Origin of the sequence: Isoptericola sp. NPDC057559 (genome assembly GCF_042801555.1) — a bacterium.
Classification (GTDB): Bacteria; Actinomycetota; Actinomycetes; order Actinomycetales; family Cellulomonadaceae; genus Isoptericola.
Genome location: NZ_JBHVFQ010000003.1, coordinates 192,099 through 215,801, shown reverse-complemented (window position 1 = coordinate 215,801; position 23,703 = coordinate 192,099). Strand labels below are relative to the sequence as shown.

At 76.4% G+C, this 23,703-nt stretch carries 22 protein-coding genes and 1 riboswitch; of the genes, 13 read left to right on the top strand and 9 right to left on the bottom strand.

Going from position 1 to position 23,703, the window contains the following annotated elements; genetic code table 11:
• The first annotated feature begins 138 nt into the window (after positions 1-138).
• Genes ACFU5J_RS06035 through ACFU5J_RS06020 form a run of 4 tightly spaced genes read left to right on the top strand, consistent with a single transcriptional unit; the run spans position 139 to position 4,932 of the window.
• The gene (locus ACFU5J_RS06035) at positions 139-1,878 is read left to right on the top strand and encodes a nitrite/sulfite reductase (protein WP_430578115.1); all 1,740 of its coding nucleotides are present in this window, start codon (positions 139-141) and stop codon (positions 1,876-1,878) included.
• Entirely contained in the window at positions 1,875-2,729 is an 855-nt protein-coding gene (locus ACFU5J_RS06030) for a phosphoadenylyl-sulfate reductase (RefSeq protein ID WP_430578114.1), read from the top strand. Before ACFU5J_RS06035 ends, ACFU5J_RS06030 begins: the two co-directional genes overlap by 4 nt.
• Positions 2,726-4,114, top strand: a complete 1,389-nt coding sequence (gene cobA / locus ACFU5J_RS06025; protein ID WP_430578113.1) for a uroporphyrinogen-III C-methyltransferase — start codon at positions 2,726-2,728, stop codon at positions 4,112-4,114. Before ACFU5J_RS06030 ends, cobA begins: the two co-directional genes overlap by 4 nt.
• A 56-nt stretch (positions 4,115-4,170) precedes the next feature.
• Positions 4,171-4,932, top strand: coding sequence for a sirohydrochlorin chelatase (locus ACFU5J_RS06020; RefSeq protein WP_430578112.1), 762 nt, complete (start codon positions 4,171-4,173; stop codon positions 4,930-4,932).
• Here the strand turns inward: ACFU5J_RS06020 and ACFU5J_RS06015 are convergent.
• Both ACFU5J_RS06015 and ACFU5J_RS06010 read right to left on the bottom strand, forming a co-directional pair.
• Positions 4,898-5,512, bottom strand: coding sequence for a LuxR C-terminal-related transcriptional regulator (locus ACFU5J_RS06015; protein ID WP_430575360.1), 615 nt, complete (start codon positions 5,510-5,512; stop codon positions 4,898-4,900). The genes ACFU5J_RS06020 and ACFU5J_RS06015 overlap by 35 nt on opposite strands.
• Before the next feature lie 68 nt (positions 5,513-5,580).
• Positions 5,581-6,936, bottom strand: a complete 1,356-nt coding sequence (locus ACFU5J_RS06010; protein ID WP_430578111.1) for a PspC domain-containing protein — start codon at positions 6,934-6,936, stop codon at positions 5,581-5,583.
• Between the two features lie 137 nt (positions 6,937-7,073).
• On the opposite strand from ACFU5J_RS06010, the gene ACFU5J_RS06005 reads away from it, so the two are divergent.
• Positions 7,074-8,630 (top strand): PspC domain-containing protein, encoded by a 1,557-nt coding sequence (locus ACFU5J_RS06005; protein ID WP_430578110.1) that lies wholly within the window; start codon positions 7,074-7,076, stop codon positions 8,628-8,630.
• Positions 8,627-9,277 (top strand): hypothetical protein, encoded by a 651-nt coding sequence (locus ACFU5J_RS06000; protein ID WP_430578109.1) that lies wholly within the window; start codon positions 8,627-8,629, stop codon positions 9,275-9,277. The genes ACFU5J_RS06005 and ACFU5J_RS06000 overlap by 4 nt, the downstream gene beginning before the upstream one ends.
• A 76-nt stretch (positions 9,278-9,353) precedes the next feature.
• On the opposite strand, the gene ACFU5J_RS05995 is transcribed toward ACFU5J_RS06000, so the two are convergent.
• Positions 9,354-10,043 (bottom strand): hypothetical protein, encoded by a 690-nt coding sequence (locus ACFU5J_RS05995; RefSeq protein WP_430578108.1) that lies wholly within the window; start codon positions 10,041-10,043, stop codon positions 9,354-9,356.
• A 131-nt stretch (positions 10,044-10,174) separates the two neighbouring features.
• On the opposite strand from ACFU5J_RS05995, the gene ACFU5J_RS05990 reads away from it, so the two are divergent.
• Together ACFU5J_RS05990 and ACFU5J_RS05985 are read left to right on the top strand one after the other, a co-directional pair.
• A complete protein-coding gene (locus ACFU5J_RS05990) occupies positions 10,175-11,347 on the top strand; it encodes a glycosyltransferase family 4 protein (RefSeq protein ID WP_430574677.1) in 1,173 nt (390 codons plus the stop codon).
• Positions 11,348-11,488: 141 nt separating this feature from the next.
• Positions 11,489-12,040 (top strand): hypothetical protein, encoded by a 552-nt coding sequence (locus ACFU5J_RS05985; protein WP_430574676.1) that lies wholly within the window; start codon positions 11,489-11,491, stop codon positions 12,038-12,040.
• 60 nt (positions 12,041-12,100) lie between these two features.
• Here ACFU5J_RS05985 and guaA read toward each other — a convergent pair whose 3' ends face one another.
• From guaA to thiE, 4 genes are all read right to left on the bottom strand, one after another.
• The gene (guaA, locus tag ACFU5J_RS05980) at positions 12,101-13,681 is read right to left on the bottom strand and encodes a glutamine-hydrolyzing GMP synthase (RefSeq protein WP_430578107.1); all 1,581 of its coding nucleotides are present in this window, start codon (positions 13,679-13,681) and stop codon (positions 12,101-12,103) included.
• Between the two features lie 39 nt (positions 13,682-13,720).
• On the bottom strand, positions 13,721-14,389 hold the full coding sequence (locus ACFU5J_RS05975) for an OmpA family protein (protein WP_430578106.1): 669 nt from the start codon (positions 14,387-14,389) through the stop codon (positions 13,721-13,723).
• On the bottom strand, positions 14,386-15,066 hold the full coding sequence (locus tag ACFU5J_RS05970) for a hypothetical protein (protein ID WP_430578105.1): 681 nt from the start codon (positions 15,064-15,066) through the stop codon (positions 14,386-14,388). Before ACFU5J_RS05970 ends, ACFU5J_RS05975 begins: the two co-directional genes overlap by 4 nt.
• Before the next feature lie 156 nt (positions 15,067-15,222).
• Positions 15,223-15,882 carry a thiamine phosphate synthase gene (gene thiE / locus ACFU5J_RS05965; protein ID WP_430578104.1) on the bottom strand — a complete coding sequence of 220 codons (660 nt, stop codon included), beginning with the start codon at positions 15,880-15,882 and terminating at the stop codon, positions 15,223-15,225.
• Between the two features lie 31 nt (positions 15,883-15,913).
• Positions 15,914-16,016: riboswitch (TPP riboswitch) on the top strand.
• On the opposite strand from thiE, the gene thiO reads away from it, so the two are divergent.
• The 3 genes from thiO (at position 16,006) to ACFU5J_RS05950 (ending at position 18,284) form a co-directional block, all read left to right on the top strand.
• Positions 16,006-17,220, top strand: coding sequence for a glycine oxidase ThiO (gene thiO, locus ACFU5J_RS05960; RefSeq protein ID WP_430574671.1), 1,215 nt, complete (start codon positions 16,006-16,008; stop codon positions 17,218-17,220). Its footprint overlaps the riboswitch before it by 11 nt.
• On the top strand, positions 17,217-17,462 hold the full coding sequence (thiS, locus tag ACFU5J_RS05955; RefSeq protein WP_430578103.1) for a sulfur carrier protein ThiS: 246 nt from the start codon (positions 17,217-17,219) through the stop codon (positions 17,460-17,462). Before thiO ends, thiS begins: the two co-directional genes overlap by 4 nt.
• A 9-nt stretch (positions 17,463-17,471) precedes the next feature.
• Positions 17,472-18,284: a thiazole synthase gene (locus tag ACFU5J_RS05950; protein ID WP_430574669.1), complete on the top strand. Its 813-nt coding sequence runs from the start codon at positions 17,472-17,474 to the stop codon at positions 18,282-18,284.
• A gap of 90 nt (positions 18,285-18,374) precedes the next feature.
• On the opposite strand, the gene ACFU5J_RS05945 is transcribed toward ACFU5J_RS05950, so the two are convergent.
• A complete protein-coding gene (locus tag ACFU5J_RS05945; RefSeq protein WP_430578102.1) occupies positions 18,375-19,589 on the bottom strand; it encodes a ThiF family adenylyltransferase in 1,215 nt (404 codons plus the stop codon).
• A complete protein-coding gene (locus tag ACFU5J_RS05940; protein ID WP_430574667.1) occupies positions 19,586-19,981 on the bottom strand; it encodes a DUF3817 domain-containing protein in 396 nt (131 codons plus the stop codon). The genes ACFU5J_RS05945 and ACFU5J_RS05940 overlap by 4 nt, the downstream gene beginning before the upstream one ends.
• A gap of 90 nt (positions 19,982-20,071) precedes the next feature.
• Here ACFU5J_RS05940 and ACFU5J_RS05935 point away from each other — a divergent pair, with 90 nt between their 5' ends.
• Both ACFU5J_RS05935 and ACFU5J_RS05930 read left to right on the top strand, forming a co-directional pair.
• Positions 20,072-21,871, top strand: a complete 1,800-nt coding sequence (locus ACFU5J_RS05935) for an ABC transporter ATP-binding protein (RefSeq protein WP_430575359.1) — start codon at positions 20,072-20,074, stop codon at positions 21,869-21,871.
• On the top strand, positions 21,868-23,637 hold the full coding sequence (locus ACFU5J_RS05930) for an ABC transporter ATP-binding protein (protein WP_430578101.1): 1,770 nt from the start codon (positions 21,868-21,870) through the stop codon (positions 23,635-23,637). Before ACFU5J_RS05935 ends, ACFU5J_RS05930 begins: the two co-directional genes overlap by 4 nt.
• Positions 23,638-23,703: the final 66 nt, after the last annotated feature.

The following is a 23,703-nucleotide window of genomic DNA, read 5'->3' as shown; positions in this document are numbered from 1 at the left end:
CTGATCGCGCCCTACCTCAGCCCCGCCGCCACCCCGCGGCTCCTGAGCACCGGCGCGCGCCGTCGGTCCTCGGCCCACCCCTGCTGAGTCGCTCGTCGTCGCGCGTCCCCGCCCCCGAGGACCGAGGAACTCCCCCAGATGACGACGCAGACCACCGCCACCGCACCCACCGCCACCAGCGACAACGCCCCCTCCGCACGCGTGCGCCCGCCGCGCGCCACCCGCCCGAACGGCCAGTGGAAGATCGACGGCTCCGAGCCGCTCAACCACAACGAGGTGTTCAAGCAGGAGGCGGCGCCGCTCGGGGTCCGCGAGCGCATCGAGACGATCTACGCGCGCGACGGCTTCGACTCCATCGCCGACGACGACCTGCACGGCCGCTTCCGCTGGTGGGGCCTGTACACGCAGCGCAAGCCCGGGATCGACGGCGGCCGCACCGCCACGCTCGAGCCGCACGAGCTCGAGGACCGCTACTTCATGCTACGGGTGCGCTCGGACGGACAGCTGCTCGACCCGGCGGCGCTGCGGGTGCTGGGGGGCATCTCGGCGGACTTCGGGCGCGGCTCGGCGGACATCACCGACCGGCAGAACATCCAGTACCACTGGATCGAGATCGAGAGCATGCCGGAGATCTGGCGCCGCCTCGACACGGTGGGCCTGGAGACGACGACGGCGTGCGGCGACTCGCCCCGCGGCTTCCTCGGCAGCCCGGTGGCGGGCATCGCGGCGGACGAGATCATCGACCCGACGCCCGTGATCCTCGAGATCAAGCGCCGCTACATCGGCGACCCCGAGCTGGCGAACCTGCCGCGCAAGTTCAAGACGGCGATCACCGGCCACCCGAGCCTCGACGTCGTGCACGAGATCAACGACATCTCGCTGGTCGGCGTGGTGCACCCGGAGCTCGGCCCGGGCTACGACCTGTGGGTCGGCGGCGCGCTGTCGACGACGCCCCGGCTCGGCGAGCGGCTCGGCGTGTTCGTCACCGAGGAGCAGGCTCCCGACGTCTGGCACGGCGTCATCCGCATCTTCCGCGACTACGGCTACCGCCGGCTGCGCAACAAGGCCCGCCTGAAGTTCCTGCTCGCGGACTGGGGCACAGAGAAGTTCCGCGAGGTGCTGGAGAGCGAGTACCTCGGCTACGCGCTGCCCGACGGCCCGCCACCCGCCCCGGCCACCCGCCCCGGCGACCACGTCGGCGTGCACGAGCAGAAGGACGGCCGGTTCTACGTGGGTGCCGCGCCCGTCGTCGGGCGGGTCGGCGGCAACACCCTCACGGGGCTGGCGGACCTCGTCGAGCGGGTGGGCGCGGACGGGGCACGGCTCACGGCGCACCAGAAGGTCGTGGTCCTGGGCGTCCCGGCCGACCGCGTGGACGAGCTGCTCGACGGGCTGGAGCCGCTGGGCCTCACCGCCCGCCCCAGCCTCTTCCGCCGCTCGACCATCGCCTGCACGGGCATCGAGTTCTGCAAGCTCGCGATCGTCGACACCAAGGACACCGCGGCACGCGTCATCGGCGAGCTGGAGGACCGGCTCGGCGACGTCACCGCGCGTCTCGGGCGGCCCATCGAGCTCAACGTCAACGGCTGCCCCAACTCGTGCGCCCGGATCCAGACCGCCGACATCGGGCTCAAGGGCCAGATCATCACGGTCGACGGCGAGCAGATGCCGGGCTTCCAGGTGCACCTGGGCGGCGGCCTCGTGGGCGCCGGCCGCGACGCCGGGGAGCTGGGCCGCACGGTGCGCGGCCTCAAGGTCCCGGCCGCGGAGGTCGGCGACTACGTGGAGCGCGTCGTGCGGCGCTACGACGCCGAGCACGCCGGCGACGAGACGTTCGCGCAGTGGGCGCACCGGGCCGACGAGGAGGCGTTGCGATGACCGCCGTCGACGTCGCGTCCCCCGTCACGCTCCTGTCCCCCGCGGGCTCCGGGACCGACCGGCTCGCGCAGGTCCGGGCCCGGGCGGAGGCGCGCGACTCCGCGCGCGAGACCCGGCAGCACGCCCGCGCCGCGCGCCACCGCCGCTCCCCCGAGGAGCTGCGCCACGTCGTGGAGCGCGGGCGGGCCCAGCTGCACGCCGACGGCGACCGGCCCGAGGCCACGGCCGTGGAGGTCGTGGCATGGGCGGTGCGGGAGTTCGGCCCCTACCTCGCGGTCGCGTCGTCGATGCAGGACCTCGTGCTGGCGCACCTGGTGTCCCGGCAGCTCCCGTTCGTCGACGTCCTGTTCGGCGACACCGGCTACCACTTCGCGGAGACGCTCGGCACGCGCGGCGCCGTCGAGATCGAGATGGACGTCGACGTGGTCGACGTGCGCCCCGAGCTCACGGTCGCGCAGCAGGACGCCGAGCACGGCCCGCGCCTGCACGACCGCGACCCCGAGGCCTGCTGCGCCATGCGGAAGGTGGCGCCCATGCGCCAGGCGCTGCAGGGCTACGAGGCGTGGGCGACCGGCGTGCGGCGCGGCGAGACCGCGGCCCGCGCCAACGCGCCGCTCGTCGCCTGGGACGACAAGAACGGCGTCGTGAAGATCAACCCCCTCGCGGCCTGGACCGACGAGGAGGTCGAGGAGTACGCACGGGAGCACGGCGTCGTCGTCAACCCGCTGCTCAGCGACGGCTACCCGTCGGTGGGCTGCGAGCCGTGCACCCAGCGCGTCGAGGCCGGGCAGGACGCCCGCGCCGGGCGCTGGGCCGGGCGCGACAAGACCGAGTGCGGGCTGCACGTATGACCGAGCGGAGGACGACGGTGGCCGGAACCCGTGGAGCGCGGCCCGCGGCGCCGCACGACACCTATCCCCTGGGCCTGCGCGTCGCCGGCCGCCTCGTCATCGTGGTGGGCGGCGGGCCCGTGGCCCTGCGCCGCGTGCGCGGCCTGCTCGCCGCGGGCGCCCGCGTGCGGGTGATCGCGCCCGACGTCGTGCCCGACCTGGCGGCGCTGGTCTCCGCGGGCACGATCGAGCGCGTCACGCGCGGGTACTGCGACGGCGACCTCGACGGCGCCTGGCTCGTGCACACGGCCACCGGCGACCCCGACGTGGACGCCCGCGTGGCGGGCGACGCCGAGCAGCTGCGCACGTTCTGCGTCACCGCCGGCGACGCCGGCCTCGGCAGCGCGTGGGTGCCGGCGGTGGCCCGCACGCCCGTCACGGACGCCGCGGGCCGCCCGGCGGGCGACCTCACCGTCGCCGTCACGGCGGCGCGGGACCCGCGGCGCGCGGTGCGGGTGCGCGACGCCGTCGTCGTCGGGCTCGACGACGGCAGCCTGCCCCTGCGCGCGGTGCGCCCCGCCGACGACGCGGCACCGGCGGACGACGCGCCCTCGCGGCGCGGGCGGGTGGCCCTCGTGGGCGGCGGGCCCGGCGCGGCCGGCCTCGTCACGGTGCGGGGCCGCCGGCTCCTCGCGACCGCGGACGTCGTCGTCGTGGACCGCCTCGCGCCCCGCGCCCTGCTCGCCGGCCTCGGCGACGACGTGGAGGTGGTCGACGTCGGCAAGACGTCCGGCCACCACCCGGTGCCGCAGGACCAGATCTCCGCCCTGCTGGTGGAGCACGCCCTCGCCGGGCGGGACGTCGTGCGCCTCAAGGGCGGCGACCCCTACGTGTTCGGCCGCGGCGGCGAGGAGCTGGACGCCTGCCGCGCCGCCGGCATCGAGGTGGAGGTCGTGCCCGGGGTCACCTCCGCGGTGTCCGTGCCGGCCGCCGCCGGCATCCCCGTCACCCACCGTGGCCTGGCCCGCGGGTTCAGCATCCTCACCGGGCACGACGACGTCGGGCAGGTCCCCGGCGGCACCGACCACACCCTCGTGCTGCTCATGGGCGTCACCCGGCTCGCCGAGACCGCCCGCGCGCTCGTCGCGGCCGGACGGCCCGCGGCCACGCCGGTCGCCGTGGTGGAGGACGGTTTCGGCCCGCGCCAGCGCACCACCGTGGGCACCCTCGCGGACATCGCGGACCGGGCGCTCGCCGTCGGCGTGCGGGCGCCCGCGGTGACCGTCGTGGGCGACGTCGTGCGGCGCAGCCCCGCGTGGGCCGACGCCCTGCCCGACCACGGCGCCGTCCCGACCGCTGCCGTCGCGGCTCACGCCGGGCAGGCGCCCGCCGTGAGGTCGTCGTGACGGTGGTTCACGCGGCCGCAACCGCGCCGACCGACGCGCCGCGTAGCGTCGCTCCCGTGACCGCGCACCTGCCCGAGCCCGCCCCCGCCCTGCTCGCGATCTCCCACGGCACGGACTCGGCCACCGGGGCGGCGGCCGTCGCGAGGCTGGTCGACGCGGTGGCCGCGCGCGTCCCCGGCGTCCCCGTGCACGCGGGCTTCGTCGACGTGCAGCAGCCGGACGTGCCCACCTGCCTCGCGGGGCTGCGTGACGACCCGGCCGCCGCGGCGACGGTCGTCGTGCCGCTGCTCCTGTCCGCCGGGTACCACGTGCACGTGGACCTGCGCGAGGACGTCGACGCGGCGGCCGACGCCGGCGACGACGTCGTCCTCGGCGGCGCGCTCGGCCCGGACGACCGGCTCGTCGACCTGCTGGTGCGGCGCCTCGACGAGGCCGGCCTGCGCGCCGACGACACCGTGGTGCTCGCGGCCGCCGGGTCCAGCGACGCCCGAGCCGTCGCCGACTGCGAGACCACCGCGGCCCGCCTCGCGGCGCGGGTCGGCCGGCCCGTCACCGTCGGGTACATCGCGAACGCGACACCGCGGGCGGCCGAGGCCGTCGCCGCGGCCCGCGCCGGCGCCCCCGGGCGCGTCGTCGTCGCGACCTACCTGCTCGCGCCCGGCTTCTTCGCGGACCTCGCCGCGCGCGCCGGCGGCGACGTCACGACCGCGCCGCTGCTGGTCGCGGGCGCGGAGGCGCCCGCCGAGCTGGTCGAGGTCGTCGTCGACCGCTACCTCGACGAGGTCAGAGCAGGCGCCGGGCGGCGGCCCACCGCGTGAGCTCGTAGCGGCTGGACAGCTGCAGCTTGCGCAGCACGGCGGACACGTGGGTCTCCACCGTCTTGATGGAGATGAACAGCTCGCTCGCCACCTCGCGGTAGGAGTAGCCCCGCGCGATGAGGCGCATGACCTCCTGCTCGCGCTTGGACAGCCGGTCCAGCTCGTCGTCGGCCACCGCGACGTCGCCCGCCGCCGTGCCGAACGCGTCGAGCACGAAGCCCGCCAGCCGGGGCGAGAACACCGCGTCGCCGCCGGCCACCCGCACCACCGCGCCGGACAGGTCCGACGCCGAGATGTTCTTCGTGACGTACCCGCGCGCCCCCGCGCGGATGACGGCCACGACGTCCTCCGCGGCGTCCGAGACGGACAGCGCGAGGAACTTCGTGCCGCCCAGCAGGTCCACGCACCTCCGCACCACCTCGGCGCCGCCGCCGCCGTTGCCGCCGGGCAGGTGCACGTCGAGCAGCACCACGGGGGGCCGCAGCTCGTGCACGACGGCGACGGCCTGGTCGACGTCGGCCGCCTCGCCGACCACGTCCACCCGCCCGTCCAGGCTGGCGCGCACGCCGGTGCGGAACATGTGGTGGTCGTCGACGAGGACGACCGGGACCGGCCCCGTGGGCGGCTGGGGGGCGTCGGGCGTGGCGCTCACGTGCGTGCTCCTTCGTCGGTGTCACTGGTCGTCGTGCCGGTCGGCACCGCGGTCGGGGCGGGCGTCCCGTCCTCGGCCGACGGGGTGGACGGCGCGGGAGCGGCGGGCGAGGCCTGGCCGTCGCGCGGCATGCGCAGCCGCACCTCGGTGCCCCAGCCCTCGCGGCTGGTGACGTCCGCCGTGCCGCCGCGCCGATGCACGCGGCCCAGGATGGACTCTCGCACCCCGAACCGGTCCGGCGCGATGTCGTCCATCTCGAAGCCGTCGCCGCGGTCACGGACGAACACCTCGACGGCGCCGTCGGTCACCTCGAGGTAGACGGTCACGGGAGGCCGGCCGTGCACGACGGCGTTGACCAGGGCCTCGCGCGAGGCCTGCAGCAGCGCCGACGTCTCCTCGGTGGGCACGCAGTCGCCCACCACGACCGTCTCGACCTCGACGGCGCGGCCGTCCTCGACCTCCGCGACGAGGGCCCGCAGCTCGGCCGCGAGCGACGTGCCGGGGGCGGTCCGGTCCGTGTAGAGCCATTCCCGCAGCTCGCGCTCCTGGGCGCGGGCCATGCGCGCCACCGCCTCCGGGTCGTCCGCGCGCGAGCGGATGAGGGCCAGGGTCTGCAGCACCGAGTCGTGCAGGTGGGCCGCGATGTCGGCGCGCTCGGCCTCCCGGGCGCGCGCCGCGCGCTCGTCGCCGAGCTCGCGGACCAGCCGCAGCCACCAGGGCGCCAGCATGAGCGCCGCGCCCGCCAGCACCGCGAGGGACGCCGCGCCCGCCTGCAGCAGCACCGGCACCGGGGCGTCCTGGCCGATGAGGAGCAGGACGCCGACCATGACGAGCACGACGCCGCCCACGAGGCGCAGCACGAGCGTGGGGCGCCGCGCGTGCCCGCCGCCATCCCCCGTGCGACCGCGCTGCGCCGCGTCGAGCTGGCTCCAGGCGAGGGCCAGCCCGCCCACCGCGACGAGGGCCGGCAGCACCCACGACGCGCCCACGTCCCAGCCCGCGCGGATCGCGACCAGGATGAACGCGCCCGCGATGAGGGCCGCCCCGATGAGGACGTCCCGCACCGGCAGCGCGGCGACCGGGCCCCGCAGGCGCAGCCGCGGCGCGAGCCGCTGCAGCGACGTCGGCGTGGTGTCCGCGGCCAGCCTCGGGTCGCCAGACGGCACGGTTACCCACCAGAACACGTACGCCACCGCGCCCGCGCCGCCCGCCAGGGTGAGCAGGAGGAAGGCGAGGCGCACCACGAGGACCGGGAGGCCCAGGTGCGCGGCGAGGCCCGCGGCGACGCCGCCGAGCATCCGGCCCCGCGGGGGCCGGCGCAGCGGGAGGCGCGGGGGACGGTCGGTGCTCACCCTCCCGATCCTGGCACGTCAGGGGCGCCCCCGGGCGCGGGATCCCGAGGTTTCAGGGTGGCCGGGCCCGGTGAATCAGGGTCCCCTCAGGGCAGCACCCGATGCCGCGACGCCGCCCCGGTCGTCAGGATGGAGCCATGAGCACCGACGACCTCCCCCAGCCGCCCGGGCCGCAGCCCGGCGCCGGCGGCGCCCCCGCCACGGGCGGGCCCGTGCCGCCCCGCAGCGGCGACGGCTTCTTCGACTCCATCCGCCGCCTCGGCGTCACCCGGTCCGACGACCGGTGGGTCGGCGGCGTCGCGGGCGGTGTGGCCGAGCGGTTCGGCCTCGACCCCCTGCTGGTGCGCGGGCTGCTGATCCTCAGCTTCTTCCTGACCGGCGCGGGCATCGTCATCTACGCGATCGCGTGGGCGCTGCTCCCGGAGCGGGACGGACGGATCCACCTCCAGCAGGCGTTCCGCGGCGACTTCGACGTCGCGCTGCTCGGGGCGGTCGTCGCGCTGATCGTCGGCTTCGCGTGGGGCGACGGCTTCTGGTCGTGGGGCGGCGGACGCTTCTTCGACTGGGTCGCCGGCATCCTCTGGGTGGCCGTCTGGGTCGCCATCGTCTGGCTGATCGTCAAGCTGATCCGCGACCGCAAGCCGCGCTCCGGCGGCCCGAACGTGCCGCCCGCCCCGCCGTACCCCGCGACGCCGTACCCGGCGACGCCGTACGCCTCGACGCCGGCCCCCGGGACCGCGGCCCCGGCCCCGTCGGGCACCGCCGGCGGCGGCACCTCCGACACCGGGATGCCGTACGGCGCCGGCGGCCCGTCCGGCGCCGTGCCCACGGACTCGTTCGCCCCGGCGCCCCCCGCGCCGTACCTGGCCGCGCCCACCCTGCCGCAGCCGCCCGCCCCGGCAGCCACGGGCTCCTGGGCGGCGGCGCCGGCCCCCGCCGCGCCGCTCGCTGCCCCGGCACCGCTCGCTCCCCCGGCACCGCCGCGGCCGCCGCGACCCGTGCGCCGCGGGCCGGGTGCGGGCGCCGTGGGCATCGTCCTCGGCCTGGTGCTCCTCGCCGGCGCGCTCCTGCTCGTCGCCGACCGCACGAACAACCTCGGGCTGCCGCTCGGCCCCACCTGGCTGGGCATCTCGATCGTCGTCCTCGGGGTCGGGCTCGTCGTGACCGGGCTGCGCGGCCGCCGCGGCGGCATGCTGACCTTCTTCGCGATCCTCGCCCTGATCGCCGGGGTCATCACCTGGCCGTTCGCCGGTACCCGCGGCTCGTGGGACTTCTGGGACGCCGGCCCGCAGGAGTCGGGCTCCGCGACCGTCGTCAGCGACGGCACCGTCACCCCGCGGTCGATCGAGGAGGCGGAGGACGGCGTCAACGTGCGGTTCGGCAGCGCCGTCGTCGACCTCACCGAGCTGGACCTCGGCTCCGTCACCCCCGGCGACCCCGTCGTCGTGCCGATCTCCATGGCCGCGGGCAGCACGCAGGTGCTGATCCCCGCCGACCAGGCCGTCCAGGCCGACGTCCAGGTCATCGCCGGCAACGCCACCTGGCGCGCCGACGGTCAGGACAACTCCGTGAACACCTACACCAACGGCCCGGCGCGGTTCACCACCGACGAGGTGCACACCGCGGGCGGCGCCCGCCTGGTGCTCGACGTCGACGTCCGCGCCGGCGACCTGACCATCGAGGAGTCCCGATGAGCGACGACAAGCCCACGACGCCCGACCCCGGGCTCACGGACGGCGGCGACGAGACCCAGGCCCTCCCCGCCGCGGACGAGACCCAGGCCCTCCCCGCCGCGGACGAGACCCAGGCCCTCCCGTCCCCGGACGAGACCCAGGCCCTCCCGTCCCCGGACGAGACGCAGGCCTTCGCGACGACGGACGCCACCCGGGCGCTGCCCGTGGCCGGGCCCGAGGACCCGCTGTCGATCTTCGACCAGCCGGACCGGCCTGCGTACGGCCAGCCCGCCCCCGGCCGGCCGGCGTACGACCAGCCCGCGTACGACCAGCCCGCGTACGACCAGCCGGCGTACGACCAGTCGGCCGGGTCCGCGACGGCCGCGGCGGCGGACGTGCCGCCCGCGACGCCGACGGACGTACCCGCGGCCGCGGCTGGCCCGGTCGACGACCGCCACGCCCCGAGCCCCGGCCCGCGGGCCAGCACGATCGTGTGGGGCTTCCTGGTGGTGGCGTTCGGCGTCGGCCTGGTCGCCAACGGCGCGGGGATGCACATCGACGTCGAGCTCGCCGCCATCGTGCTGCTCGCCGCCGCGGGCGTGCTGCTCGTCATCGGCTCGGTGGTGAGCGCGGTGCGCCGCCGGCGCCGCACGACGTCCGCCCGCTGACGCGCAGCACGACGACGCGGTGGTGACCCCCGGGTGGGGGTCACCACCGCGTCGTCGTGCTGGGCGGCCGCGGACCTCAGGCGGTCGGCGAGCCGCTGCTCCCGGCCGGCGGGGCCGACGGCGGGTTCTCCGGGGGCGTCGACGGAGGTGTCGACGACGTGGACGGAGGGGGCGTGGTCCCGGCCGGGGGCGCCTCGGGGGCGGGGCGGGTGGTCGGCCGCTCGGGCGGCGGGGCCGGGGTGCTGGGCCGTGCCGGCTCGACCGGGTCGGCGCGGTGGGCGGCGTGCGAGAGGTCGCCGCCCGAGGTGACCGGCCCCGAGTCGATCACCATCTGCGGCCCGCCAGCGAGCCTGCGTAGCGCGCTGCCGAGCAGGAGGAACACGATGCCCAGGCCGATGACGAGGGCGCAGACGCCGAACGCCACGACCGAGGTGAACAGCGACGCCCGCAGGAAGGACGCCTGCATGACCGTGTCCCGGGTCGGGTCGTCCTGCGGGAGCTCCGCGTACGTCTGCCCGCCCGAGGCCTCCAGGGCGTGCTTGTTGATCACCTCGGCCTGCGCGTAGGCCGTGAAGGGGCCCGACACGTGCTGGCCCGCGAACATGCTCGCGTCGTCCGACACGGTGATCTGCTCGTCGGAGAGCGTCTGCGAGACGACGATCCAGACCACGACGCCGGCGACGATCATGACGATGCCAGCGATGAGGGTGATCAGACCGATGCCCCGGACGCCCTTGGGGGGTTGGACGGTGACAGTGCTCGACATGTCGCACCTTCTCCTTGAGGTGGGCCGTGATGCATGCGCAGGTACTGCTCCTGGCACGGTAGCGCTCTCGCGCGGGACCGGCTCGGTGAAGCCGCAGGTGACCGCGCCGGTCGCGATGGCAGGATGACCCGGTGCGCATCGTCCACGTCTCCGACTCCTACCTGCCGCTGCTGGGCGGCATCGAGACCCAGGTGGCCCGGCTCGCCCGCCGGCAGGCGGAGGCGGGGCACGAGGTCGAGGTGATCACGACGACCCCCGCGGCGCGCGGGGCCCACGGCGTCACCACCGCGCGGGACGAGGACGGCGTGGTCGTGCACCGCGTCGCGGCGCGGGTCCCCGGCGGGTACCCCGTGCACCCGCGCGCGACGCGGCACGTCGTGGCGCGGCTGCGGGCCCTGGAGGCCGACGGTCGCCGGCCCGACGTCGTGCACCTGCACATGGGCGTGCTCGCCCCGACCGTGGAGGCGTCGCTGCGCGCCGTCACCCGCCTGGGCCTGCCGGCCCTGCTCACGGTGCACAGCGTGTGGGGCGGCTGGGAGCGCGCGTTCGCGGGGCTCGACCGGCTGACGGGCTGGTCCGCGTGGCCGGTGCAGTGGTCCGCGGTGAGCGAGATGACGGCCGCTCCCCTGCGCCGCGTCGTCGGCCGCCGGCTCGGCCCTGCCGCGGCCGCGGAACGGGTGTCGGTGCTGGGCAACGGCATCGACGTCGAGGCGTGGCGCCTGCCGCGCGTCGAGCGCGGCGAGCGGGCCGAGGGGCACGAGGTGCACGTCGTGTCCGCCACCCGGTTCGCGCCGCGCAAGCGGGTGCTGCCCATGCTCGAGGCGATCGCCGTGGCTCACGACCGCGCGCCCGGGCGCCTCGTCGCGACGATCGGCGGCGACGGGCCGCAGCTCGCGGAGGCGCGCCGGTGGGTGCGCGAGCGCGGGCTGGCGGACGTCGTGCGCCTCGTCGGGCGGCTCACCCCCACCGAGCTCAAGCGCCTGTACGTGCGCGCGGACGTGTTCGTCGCCCCGGCCGTGCAGGACGCGTTCGGCATCGCCGCCCTGGAGGCGCAGGCCGCGGGCCTGGCGGTGGTGAGCCGGTCGCAGTCGGGCGTGGCGGAGCGCCTCGTCGACGGCCGCGACGCGCTGCTCGTGGACGACGACGCCGCGCTGGCCGACGCGCTGGTGCGGCTCGCCGACGACCCGGACCTGCTCGACGCGATCGTCGCCCACAACCGCACCGCCGAGCTCGCGACGTCGTGGCCGCGGGTGCTCGCCGACGTGGCCGCCGCCTACGACCGGGCCGCCGCGCTCGCCCGCTGACGTCGGTCCCGCGGGCCCGTCGCGGGTGACGGCCCTGGCCACGCACCGATCGATGCCCCGGCGTATCACCCGCGGGCGCGGCCCCCTCTGTCACTCGCAGACCGGCGACCAGGGGATCGCCGGCTGACGTGAGGAGCGACGATGACCATCACGACACGCACCCGCACCCGCCGCGCACGGCTCGCCGCCGTCGTCGGCGGGCTCGCGGCGATCGCGGCCCTGGGCCTCACCGGCCCGGCCGCCACGGCGGCGCCCGACGACGGCGCCGCCCCGGTCCAGGTCCAGAAGGTGGCGAGCGACAGGCCCGTCACCGTCCAGGACGTCGCCGCGACCGCGTCGTCGAGCACGTTGTACTGCGCCGTCCTCGACGGGACGTTCGGCTGCAAGCCGTACTCCCCCGGCAAGGGGCTGGTCGTCGCCCGCCTGTACGACGGGGCGAACTACTCCGGCCGGCAGGTCGTCATCTTCAACCCGAAGTACAAGGTGGGCTGCACGGCGAAGACCACCGACAACGAGGGCGGCTCCGTCCTCGGCGCGATGTCCAACAAGGTGACGTCGGTCCGGACGTACAACCACTGCGACATCAAGCTGTTCGACGGCGCGTCGAAGAACGGCACGCACACGGGCTGGGTGGACCGCACCGGCCGGCTCGGCGCGCTCGACAACCGGGCGAGCTCGTTCGCGATCTCCTGACCGCGACCCCGGGAACGACCGCGGCCCCGCTCCCCTTCCGGGGGGCGGGGCCGCGGGGTGTCACTCCCACTCGATGGTGCCCGGCGGCTTGCTCGTCACGTCGAGCACCACACGGTTGACCTCGCTCACCTCGTTGGTGATGCGGGTGGAGATGACGGACAGCACGTCGTAGGGCAGGCGCGTCCAGTCGGCCGTCATGGCGTCCTCCGACGACACCGGGCGCAGCACGATCGGGTGGCCGTAGGTGCGGCCGTCGCCCTGCACGCCGACGGAGCGGACGTCGGCCAGCAGCACCACGGGGCACTGCCAGATCTCGCCGTCCAGGCCCGCCCTGGTGAGCTCCTCGCGGGCGATGGCGTCCGCCTTGCGGAGGGTGGCCAGGCGCTCGGCCGTGACCTCGCCGACGATGCGGATGCCCAGGCCGGGGCCGGGGAACGGCTGGCGGGCGACGATCTCCTCCGGCACGCCGAGCTCGCGGCCCACGGCGCGGACCTCGTCCTTGAACAGGGTGCGCAGGGGCTCGACCAGCTCGAACTGCAGGTCGTCCGGCAGGCCGCCCACGTTGTGGTGGCTCTTGATGTTGGCCGCGCCCTCGCCGCCGCCCGACTCCACGACGTCCGGGTAGAGCGTGCCCTGCACCAGGAACTTGACCTCCTCGCCGTGCGCGCCCGCCTCGGCGACGATGTCGCGCTGCGCGTCCTCGAAGACGCGGATGAACTCGCGGCCGATGATCTTGCGCTTCGTCTCCGGGTCGCTGACCCCGGCGAGGGCGGTGAGGAACCGCTCCTTCTCGTCGCGGATGATGAGCTTCACGCCCGTGGAGGCGACGAAGTCGCGCTCGATCTGCTCGACCTCGCCCTCGCGCAGCAGGCCGTGGTCCACGTGCACGCAGGTGAGCTGGTCACCGACGGCGCGCTGCACCAGGGCGGCCGCGACGGCGGAGTCGACGCCACCGGACAGCGCGCAGATGACGCGGGCGTCACCGACCTGCGCGCGGATCGCGGCGACCTGGTCGGCGATGACGTTCCCGGCCGTCCACTCGGGCTTCAGGCCGGCGCCCTCGTAGAGGAACTTCTCCAGCACGGCCTGGCCGTGGGCGGAGTGCTTGACCTCCGGGTGCCACTGCACGCCGTACAGGCGGCGGCCGGTGTCCTCGAAGGCGGCGACGGGCGAGCCGGACGACGTGGCCAGCACCTGGAAGCCGGCGGGCGCCGCGTGCACGGAGTCGCCGTGGCTCATCCAGGTGGTCTGGTGGTCGGGCGTGCCGGCCAGCAGCACGCCGGCCTCGCAGACCTCGACCTCGGTGCCGCCGTACTCGCGCTGCCCCGTCTGGGCCACGGTGCCGCCGAGCGCCTGGGCCATCGCCTGGAAGCCGTAGCAGATGCCGAGCACCGGGACGCCCGCCTCGAACAGCGCAGGGTCGACGAACGGCGCGCCGGTGGCGTACACCGACGACGGCCCGCCCGACAGGATGATCGCCGCCGGGTTCTTGGCGAGCATCTGCTCCGTGGTGAACGTGTGCGGCACGATCTCGGAGTAGACGCTGGCCTCGCGCACGCGGCGTGCGATGAGCTGAGCGTACTGGGCGCCGAAGTCGACGACCAGGACCGGGCGGGGGGAGTCGGTGGCGGGAGACGTCACCGACCCATCGTAGCGGCGCGCCACCCGCCGTCGGCCCGCTCACCGCGTCGGGTAGGTCACCTCCACGCGGCGGTTCAGCGCTCGGCCCGCCGGGTTGTCCTCGCCCTCGACCTCGTTCTCCGCCACCGGGTCCTGCTCGCCGTGCCCCTCGACCTTCGGGGCCAGGTCCGGGCGCTCGGCCCCGAGCACGTCGGCGACGGCGGTCGCGCGCTGCGTCGAGAGCCTCCGGTTGAACGCGTCCGCGCCCACGGAGTCGGTGTACCCGTCCACGCGCACCGTCGCGCCCTGCGGGACGTCCTCGGCGAGCTCCGCCACCGCCGCCCTCGCCTCCGGCGTGAGGGTGGCCTCGCCGAACTCGAACAGCAGGTCGGCGGTGAGCGTGACGACGGTGTCCTCCTTCTTCTCCCGCTTCTTCTCCAGGACGGTGGTGGAGTCGTCCGGCCGCAGCGCGAACGTGGAGTCCGCCGCGCGGAGGTCGACCGCCGCGTCGGCCGCCATCTCCGGGGTGGTCTCCGCTCCCTCCACCCGCGCGCGGGCCTCCGCGAGCGCGTCCGCGGCCGCCGTCAGCAGGTCGGGGTCGGCCACGGCCGCGGAGCCGGTCGCCGCCGGCGAGGCGGACGGGTCCGTCGTCGCCGCGGCGGGCACCGCACCCGCGGCGACGAGCGCGAGGGCCGCGGCGAGCGGGGCGACGGCGCGGCGGACGCTCACTCGGCGGCGCCGTCGCGGTAGGTGACCGTCGCGTCCGTGAACAGCGGCAGGCCCTCGGCGGGCAGGACGTCGACGGTCGCGGGCTCGCCCTCCGGCGCGGGCAGCACCGCGGACACCTCGACCGCGCCGTGGTTGGGGAACTCGAAGGAGTGCTTCTCGAGCGGGGACACGAGCATCGACTCGCGGCACCGGATCTGCGCGAGCGCCGCGTCCGTCGCGCTGTCGGTGTCCTCCTGCCAGGCGCCCTCGGTGCAGAACGGGCGGTAGGCCTTGAGCCCCGCGCGGTCGGTCACCGTCGTCGCGGGCTCGACGGACATGTCGTACCAGCTGACGCCCGCGTCGGCCGGTGCCGCGTCGTCGTCCCAGCGCAGCGCCCAGCGGACCGTCATCACGCCGTCGCCCACCTCGACCGCGCGCAGCGTCACGGTCACCTCGCCGCCCGGGGCGGCGTCCGAGCCGTGCGGCGTGGCGAGCTTCTGCTCGGCCATCGCCTGGTCGGCGACGGTCGCCGTGCCGGGGTCGGCCGCGGCCTGCTCGGCGTCCGCGCCCTGCTCCGGGCCGCCCGTCGTGGCGGTCGCGTCGTCGTCCGCCTCGCCGGTGCACCCGGCGAGCAGGAGGGAGCCGGCGAGGGCGAGCGCGGTGGCCGTGCGGGCGCGGGCGAAGGGCCGTGCGGTCATGGGTGCTCCGTCTTCCGGGCGGCCGTCGCCGGCCGTGAGGGGGGTCGGCCTCACCCTGGCACGGGCCGCCCGCCCGGGGCGAGAGGATTCGACGGGGAGACCTCCCCATCGGCGACCCGCGCCCGACGGGGAGAGCGCCCGACGGGGAGAGGGTCGTCAGCCGAGGCGCTCGCGGAGCTCGCGCGCGGCACGCTCCGGGTCCGGCGCCTGCGTGATCGCCCGCACGACGACGACCCGGTCCGCGCCCGCGTCGAGCACCTCGCCGAGCCGGGTTGCGTCGACGCCTCCGATCGCGAACCACGGCGTGGCGGGACGGGTCGCGGCGACCTCCCGCAGCAGGTCGAGGCCCACCGCGGCGCGGCCGGGCTTGGTGGGCGTGGCCCACAGCGGGCCCACGCAGAAGTAGTCGACCTCGGGGTCCGCCTCGGCCTGCGCCGCCTGCGCCGCCGAGTGCGTGGAGCGGCCCAGCACCGGGGCCGCACCGAGCAGCCCCCGCACGGCCGGGACGGGCAGGTCCCGCTGCCCCATGTGCACCACGGGCGCCCCCGTCACCGCCGCCACGTCGGCCCGGTCGTTCACCGCCCACAGCGCGCCGTGCTCGGCCGCGACGCGGGCCACGACCTCCTGCAGCTCGAGCTCGCGCGCCACGTCGAGGGACTTGTCGCGCAGCTGCACGACGTCGACCCCGCCCGCGAGCGCCGCGTGCAGGAAGTCCTCGAGGTCGCCGCGGTCCTCGCGGGCGTCGGTGCAGAGGTACAGGCGGGCGGCGGCGAGGCGGGCGCGCGTCGTGCCGGGAGCGGCGCTGGTCGTGGTCACGCCGGTCAGGGTAACCACGGCCCGGGTTACAGTGACGGCGCACGGGAGCCCCGCTCGGGGCTGAGAGGGCGCAGGAGCCGACCGTCGAACCTGATCTGGGTCATGCCAGCGAAGGGAGCGCACATGCCCACGTCCGTCCCTCCGTCCCCCCGCGACGTCGTCGTGGTGGGCGGCGGCATCGTCGGCCTCGCCGTCGCGTGGCGCGCCGCCGCGTCCGGGATGTCCGTCACGGTGCTCGACCCCGCCCCCGGCGACGGCGCGACCCGCGCGGCCGCGGGCATGCTGGCCGCCGTCGCGGAGGCCGACTTCGGCGAGCACGAGCTGACGCGGCTCAACCTCGCGTCCGCCGCGCGCTGGCCGGGCTTCGCCGCCGACCTCGCCGCCGCGTCGGGCCGCGAGGTCCCCCTGCAGCGGGCCGGCTCCCTCGCCGTCGCGTACGACGCCGACGACCTCGCCCTGCTCCGCCGCGTCCTGACGCTGCACCGCGGCTGGGGGCTCGGCTCGGCCGAGCTCACCGTGGCCGACGCCCGCCGCCGCGAGCCGTACCTCGGCCCGCGCCTGGCGGGCGCGGCGGCGGTCGAGGGCGACCTCGCCGTCGACCCGCGCGGGGCCCACGCCGCGCTGCGCGCCGCGCTCGGCGACGCCCTGGTCCCCCGTGCCGCCGTGCGGCTGGAGCGCGACCGCGCGGGCCGGGTCGTCGCGGTGCAGGACGACGCCGGCGCGCGCCACGCCGCGGGCGCCGTGGTGCTCGCGACGGGCGCCGTCCCCGCGGCCGCGCTGCTCGACGCCGTCCCCGAGGCGCCCGTGCCCGTCCGGCCCGTCAAGGGGATCACCCTGCGGCTCGACGCCGGCCCCGGGCTCGCCCTCGAGCACGTGGTGCGCGGCACCGTGCAGGGTCGGCCGGTGTACCTCGTGCCGCGCGCGCCGGGCACCGGGACCGGCCCCGGCGGCGGGCCCGCGCACCGCGAGGTCGTGGTCGGCGCCACCAGCGAGGAGCGACCCGACGACCGCCGGGCCGAGGCCGGCGGCGTCTTCGCCCTCCTGCGCGACGCGCGCGCCCTCGTGCCCGGCATCGACGAGGCCGCGCTCGTCGACGTCACGCCGCGCGCCCGCCCGGCCACCCCCGACAACCTGCCCCTGGTCGGCGCCACCGCGGCCCCCGGGCTGCTGGCCGCCGTCGGCCACGGGCGCAACGGCGTGCTGCTCGCGCCGCTCACCGCGGACGCCGTCGTCGCCGCGCTCACCGGCGCGCCCGCCCCCGACCCCGCGCTGGCCGCCGCCGACCCGCGGCGCTTCGCCCCCTCCCCCGCCCGCCGTACCGAAGGAGCCGTCCGATGACCACCGCGCCCCCCACCCCCACCGCCGCCGTGAACGGCGAGCCCTACCCGCTCGACGGGCCGCACGGCGACGGCGTCGAGGCCCTGGTCGCCGCCCTCGTCCCCGCGTTCGTGGCCGACGGCACGGTGCAGGGCATCGCCGTCGCCGTCAACGACGCCGTCGTCCCCCGCGGCCTGTGGGCCGGCACCCGCGTCGCGCCCGGCGACCGGGTCGAGATCGTCACCGCCGTCCAGGGCGGCTGAGGAGGAACCATGACCAGCACCGCGACCCTCGCCGACCCGCTCGAGATCGCCGGCACCACGATCGGCTCGCGCCTCGTCATGGGCACGGGCGGGGCGGCCAACCTCATGACGCTCGAGGACGCGCTGGTCGCGTCCGGCACCGGGCTCACCACCGTGGCGATGCGGCGCGTCGCGGTGCGGCCCGGCGGGGCGGGCGCCGAGGACGGCGGCATCTGGGGCCTGCTCGAGCGCCTCGGGATCCGCGCCCTGCCCAACACCGCCGGCTGCTTCTCGGCCCGCGAGGCGGTGCTCACCGCGCGGCTCGCCCGCGAGGCGTGCGGCACCGACTGGGTGAAGCTCGAGGTGATCGCCGACGACGTCACCCTCCTGCCCGACCCGTTCGGCCTCGTCGAGGCCGCCGAGGAGCTCGTGCGCGACGGGTTCGTCGTGCTGCCGTACACCAACGACGACCCGATCCTGGCCCGCCGCCTGGAGGACGTCGGCTGCGCCGCCGTCATGCCGCTGGGCGCTCCGATCGGCACCGGCCTGGGCGTGCTCAACCCGCGCAACATCGAGGCGATCGCCGCCGCCGCGCGGGTCCCCGTCATCCTCGACGCGGGCGTGGGCACGGCGTCCGACGCGGCCCTCGCGATGGAGCTCGGCTGCGCCGGCGTCCTGCTCGCCACCGCCGTCACGCGGGCCGCGGACCCCGTCCGGATGGCGCACGCCATGCGCCTGGCCGTCCAGGCCGGCCGGCTCGCCGCCGGCGCCGGCCGCATCCCGCGGCGCGAGGGCGCCTTGGCCAGCTCGACGCCCGACGGCCGCCTCGACCTCGCCCTCTGACCGCCCCGCCCGCCCGGCGCGAGGGTCCGCACCATGCCGAGGTGGGCCCGTGCTCGAGCCACCTCGCGAGGTGTGCGGACCCCCTCGGCGTCAGACGGCGAGGAGGAGCGCGGGCGCGCCGCCCTCGACGGACCGGGCGTCGACGCCCGCGGCGCGGGCGACGTCGGCGACGCGGGCCGAGCGGGCGCCCGCGGCGCAGACCAGCAGCACGGGGCGGTCGACGGGCAGCTCCGCGCGCGCCACGTCGGCGCCGTCGGGCCCGAGGAACACGCCGCTCGGCACGAGCCGCGACCCGGCGACGGGCAGGGCCTGCGCCTCCCAGTCCTCGCGGACGTCGACGAGCGCCACGGGGGCGTCGCCCGCGAGCAGCGCGGCCGCCTCGCGCGCGGTGACGCTCGCCGGGCCCATGCCCGCGTCGGCGGCGCCGCCCGACGGCGCGGGCAGGCCGCAGAACGCCGCGTACGCGGCGTCGTCGGCGAGCAGGGCGGTGACGGGCTCGCGCGTGGGGTCCGGGCGGACGGCGAGCTGCCGCCACGTGAGGTCGAGGGCGTCGTAGACCGCGATGCGGCCGAGCAGCGTGGTGCCCGCGCCGGTGATCAGCTTGACGGCCTCGGTGGCCATGACCGACCCGACGGTGCCGCACAGCGCGCCCAGCACGCCGCCGGTGGCGCAGTCCGGCACGGTGCCGGGCGGCGGGGGCACGGGGAAGACGTCGCGGTAGGTGGCGCCGCGCTCGCGGACCCCGTCGGCCGACCGGGGCGCGCCCCAGAAGACGCTCACCTGCCCGTCGAACTGGTGGATCGCGCCCCACACGACCGGCACGCCGAGGACCTCCGCGGCGTCCGACACGAGGTAGCGCGTCGGGAAGTTGTCGGCCCCGTCGAGCACGAGGTCGTACCCGCGCAGGATGTCGAGGACGTTCTCGGGGGTCAGGCGCTCCGCGTGGGCGACGACGTCGACGTCGGGCGCCAGGTCCGCCAGCCGGTCCCGGGCCGAGTCGACCTTGGGCCGGCCGACGTCGGCGGTGCCGTGCACCACCTGGCGCTGCAGGTTGGAGAGGTCCACGACATCGTCGTCGACGACGCCGAGCGTGCCCACGCCCGCGGCCGCGAGGTACTGCAGGGCCGGGCTGCCCAGGCCGCCCGCGCCCACGACCAGCACGCGCGCCGCGGCGAGCCGCCGCTGCCCCTCCGCGCCGACGCCCGGCAGCGGCAGGTGCCGGGCGTACCGGGCGAGGCGGGCGGCGTCGAGCGCCGGGCCGGGCGCGACGAGCGGGGCGAGGGCGACGGCGGCCGGGTCGCTCATGCCGAGTACCGCTCCGCGAGCGCGGCGAGCTTGGCGTCCGCGCCGGCGTGCACGCGCTTCTCGAGGATGAACGACATCACCGGGACGACGCCGGCGAAGACCATCGTGGCGAGCCGCCCGAAGCCCCAGCGCATCTTGGACCACAGGTCGAGGACGCTCACGAGGTAGACCACGTAGATCCAGCCGTGCGCGAACGGCACCCAGCCCAGGTAGTCGACGACGACGTCGACCTTCACCACGTACTTGAAGAACAGCTCGAAGCACAGGATCAGCAGCATCACACCGGTGAGGATCGCCATGAACCGGTAGCGCTTCAGGGCTCCGCGGGCCTTGCGGATGGCGGTCTCGGCCTGGGCCTGGCTGGCGGCGGGGGTCTGCTGCGGCGTGCTCACCCCAGCATCGTAGGCGGGGTTCGGACCTCGACGGCCCGCCCGCCCGCGCGTTATTCCGTCGCCCGGTGTCGGTACGGCTCCGTACGCTTGATCCCCGTGCGACCCCTCCCCCTCCCCGACGTGGGCAACCCCCCTCTGACGTCCCCCGCCAAGCTCCTCGCCTGGCAGGGGTGGCGCCAGCGCGACGTGCTGGCGAAGTCCCTGGTGGCGGGCGTGGTGGCGATGCTCGCGTCGGCCGCGGCCCCGCTGCTGATCGGTCGCGCCATCGACGAGGGCCTGTCGCAGGGCTTCGGCGGCCCGCTGTTCCTGTGGTGCGGCGCGATGCTGGGCGCCGCGCTCGTCATCGTCGTCGCCGGCATCTTCAACCACATCTGGGACGTCGAGAACTGGGTGCGGGCGTCGCTGTCGTTCTCCCAGCTCGTCGGCTACAAGGCGTCGCGCGCGGGGCACGCGATCACGCGCAAGCTCCCCACCGGCGAGGTGGTGTCCGCCGTGGCGAACGACGCCCTCCGCGTGGGCGACATGTTCTCCATGGCCGGCCGGTTCACCGGCGGCGTGATCGCGTACGTCGTGGTCGTCGCGATCATGCTGTCCCAGCACGCGCAGCTCGGGCTGGTCCTGGCGCTCGGCATCCCCGCGGTCGCCGTCGTGCTCGGCCTGCTGGTCAAGCCGCTGCAGTCGCGCCAGACCACGCAGCGCGAGGCCACCGGCCGGCTCACGTCGCTCGGCGCGGACACCGTCTCCGGGCTGCGCATCCTGCGCGGCATCGGCGGCGAGGACGAGTTCGCCGCCCGGTACGCGCGCCAGTCGCAGGACGTGCGCCACCAGGGCGTGCGCGTGGCCGTGCTGCAGTCGGTGCTCGACGGGCTGCAGGTGCTGCTGCCGGGCCTGCTCGCCGCGCTCGTGCTGTGGCTCGGCGCGCGCGCCGCCGTCCGGGGCGAGATCACCAGCGGGCAGCTCGTGACGTTCTACGGCTACGCCGCGTTCCTCGCCTGGCCGGTGCAGATGGCCACGCAGATGCTGCAGATGGTCATCCGGGCCGTGATCTCGTCGCGCAAGATCCTCGACGTGCTGCGGGTCACCGAGGCGACGCCGTCCGCCGAGGCTCCCGCCGACGCGCCCGACGCCGGCGTCGACCTGGTCGACGAGACCAGCGGCCTCGTGCTGCGCGACGGCCGCGTCGTGGGCCTCGTCAGCGCCGACCCGGACGCCTCGGCGCGGGTCGCGACGCGGCTCGGGCGGCTCGACGACGAGGCGGAGGCCGGCACGCCGGTCCGGCTCGGCGGGGTGCTGCTGGCCGACCTCGACAAGGAGGCGCTGCGGCACCGTGTGGTCGTCTCCGAGGCGACCCCGCACCTGTTCTCCGGCGTGCTCGGCGAGGCGCTCGACGCCCGCGGCCGCGCCACCGAGGCCGACCTGCTGGCCGCCATGGTCACCGCGGACGCGCACGACGTGCTCGACAGCGTGCCCGGCGGCCTCGCCGGCGAGCTGCCGGAGAAGGGACGCTCCCTGTCGGGCGGGCAGCGGCAGCGCGTCGCGCTGGCACGCGCCCTGCTCACCGAGCCGGAGATCCTCGTGCTCGTGGAGCCCACCAGCGCGGTGGACGCCCACACCGAGGCGCGGATCGCCGAGCGCGTGAGCGAGGTCCGCCGCGGCCGCACCACCCTGGTGGTCACCGCGAGCCCGCTCGTGCTCGACCACGTCGACGAGGTCGTCCTGCTGGACGCCGACGCGACCGTGGCCGCCAGCGGCACGCACGCCGAGCTGCTCGCCCGTGGCGACGCCCACGGCGCGGCGTACCGCGCCGTCGTCGGCCGCAGCATGGCCGAGGACGAGGAGACCGACGAGCTCGGTACCGACGAGATCGACCTGGAAGGAGCCGCGCGATGAGCGCCCCCGCCGCCGCACCCGCGGCCAACCCGAACCTGCTGCCGATCGCCGACAGCGCCGAGGTGAACCGCACCGTGGGCCGCCTGTTCCGGCGCCACCGCGGCCAGCTCGGCGGCGTCGCCGTGCTGCACACGCTCGCCGCCCTGGCCGGCCTGGCCGGTCCGTTCCTCCTGGGCCGGATCATCGACAAGGTCGCCGCCGGCACCACCCTGGAGGCCGTCGACTCGCTCGCCATGGTGCTCGTCGGCGCCGTCGTCGTGCAGGCCGTCGTCACGCGCTACGCGCAGCGGCTGTCCATGGTCTTCGGCGAGCGGGTCTTCGCGGACCTGCGCGAGGAGTTCATGGACGCCGTGACGCGGCTGCCGCTGTCCACGGTGGAGAAGGCCGGCACCGGCGACCTCGTCGCGCGCACCACCAACGACGTGAACAAGCTGCAGCACGCCGTGCGGTTCGGCGTGCCCCGCGTGCTGGTCTGCGTGGTGACGATCGCGCTGACCCTGGTCGCGTCGTTCCTCGCGAGCCCGCTGGTCGCGATCGGCCTGCTGACGGGCGTGCCGCTGATCGTCGTGGCCACGCGCTGGTACCTCAAGCGGGCCACGCCGGGCTACCTGCGCGAGTCGGCGGCCTACGCCACCATCAACGGCTCCATCACCGAGGCCGTCGAGGGCGCGCGCACCACCGACGCCCTGCACCTCGGCGGGCGCGTGCGCCGGCGGATCGACCGCGACCTGCGCGAGGCGTTCGACGCCGAGTCGTACACCCTCGGCCTGCGGCTGCGGCTCATCCCGTCGCTCGACGCCGCGGTCGCGATCGCGCCGATCGTCGTCATCCTGTGGGGCGGCTGGCTCGTCTCGCAGGACCTCACCACGGTGGGCACGGTCGCCACGATCGCGATGTACGGGCACCAGATGGGCGGCCCGGTGTTCGACCTCGTGTTCTGGCTCGACGAGCTGCAGGTCGCGGCCGTCGCGCTGGCCCGCGTGGTCGGCGTCGGCCTCGTCGGCCCGGACCGCACGGCAGGCACCGCGGTGCCGACGTCGGAGGACGTGCGCGCCCGTGCCGTGCGGTACGCGTACCGCGAGGGTCACGACGTGCTGCACGGCATCGACCTCGACCTCGCGCCCGGCGAGCGGCTGGCCGTGGTCGGGCCGTCGGGCGCGGGCAAGTCGACCCTGGGCCGCATGCTCGCGGGCATCCACCCGCCCACCGGCGGGTCGGTCACCGTGGGCGGCGTGCCGCTCGTCGAGCTGCCGCTGGAGGACCTGCGCCACCACGTCGCGCTGGTGACGCAGGAGCACCACGTGTTCGTCGGGTCGCTGGCGGAGAACCTGCGGCTCGCGGACACGTCGGCGACCGACGACGCCCTGTGGGGCGCGCTGGGCGCCGTCGACGCCACGAGCTGGGCCGCCGCGCTCCCCGAGGGCCTCGAGACGGCCGTCGGGTCGGGCGGGCACACCCTCACCCCGGCGCAGGCGCAGCAGATCGCGCTCGCGCGGCTGGTGCTGCTCGACCCGCACACGCTCGTCCTCGACGAGGCGACGTCGCTGCTGGACCCGCGCGCCGCCCGCCACCTCGAGCGGTCGCTCAACGCCGTGCTCACCGGCCGCACGGTGGTCGCCATCGCGCACCGCCTGCACACGGCGCACGACGCCGACCGTGTCGCCGTCGTCGACGGCGGCCGCATCACCGAGATCGGCCCGCACGACGACCTCGTCGCCGCCGGCGGCGACTACGCCAAGCTCTGGCACAGCTGGCAGCACGAGTAGCCCGCCCGCCGAGATCGAGGCACCCGTTGCGAAGTCGACCCACCCAAGGTCGATCTCGTGCCGGGT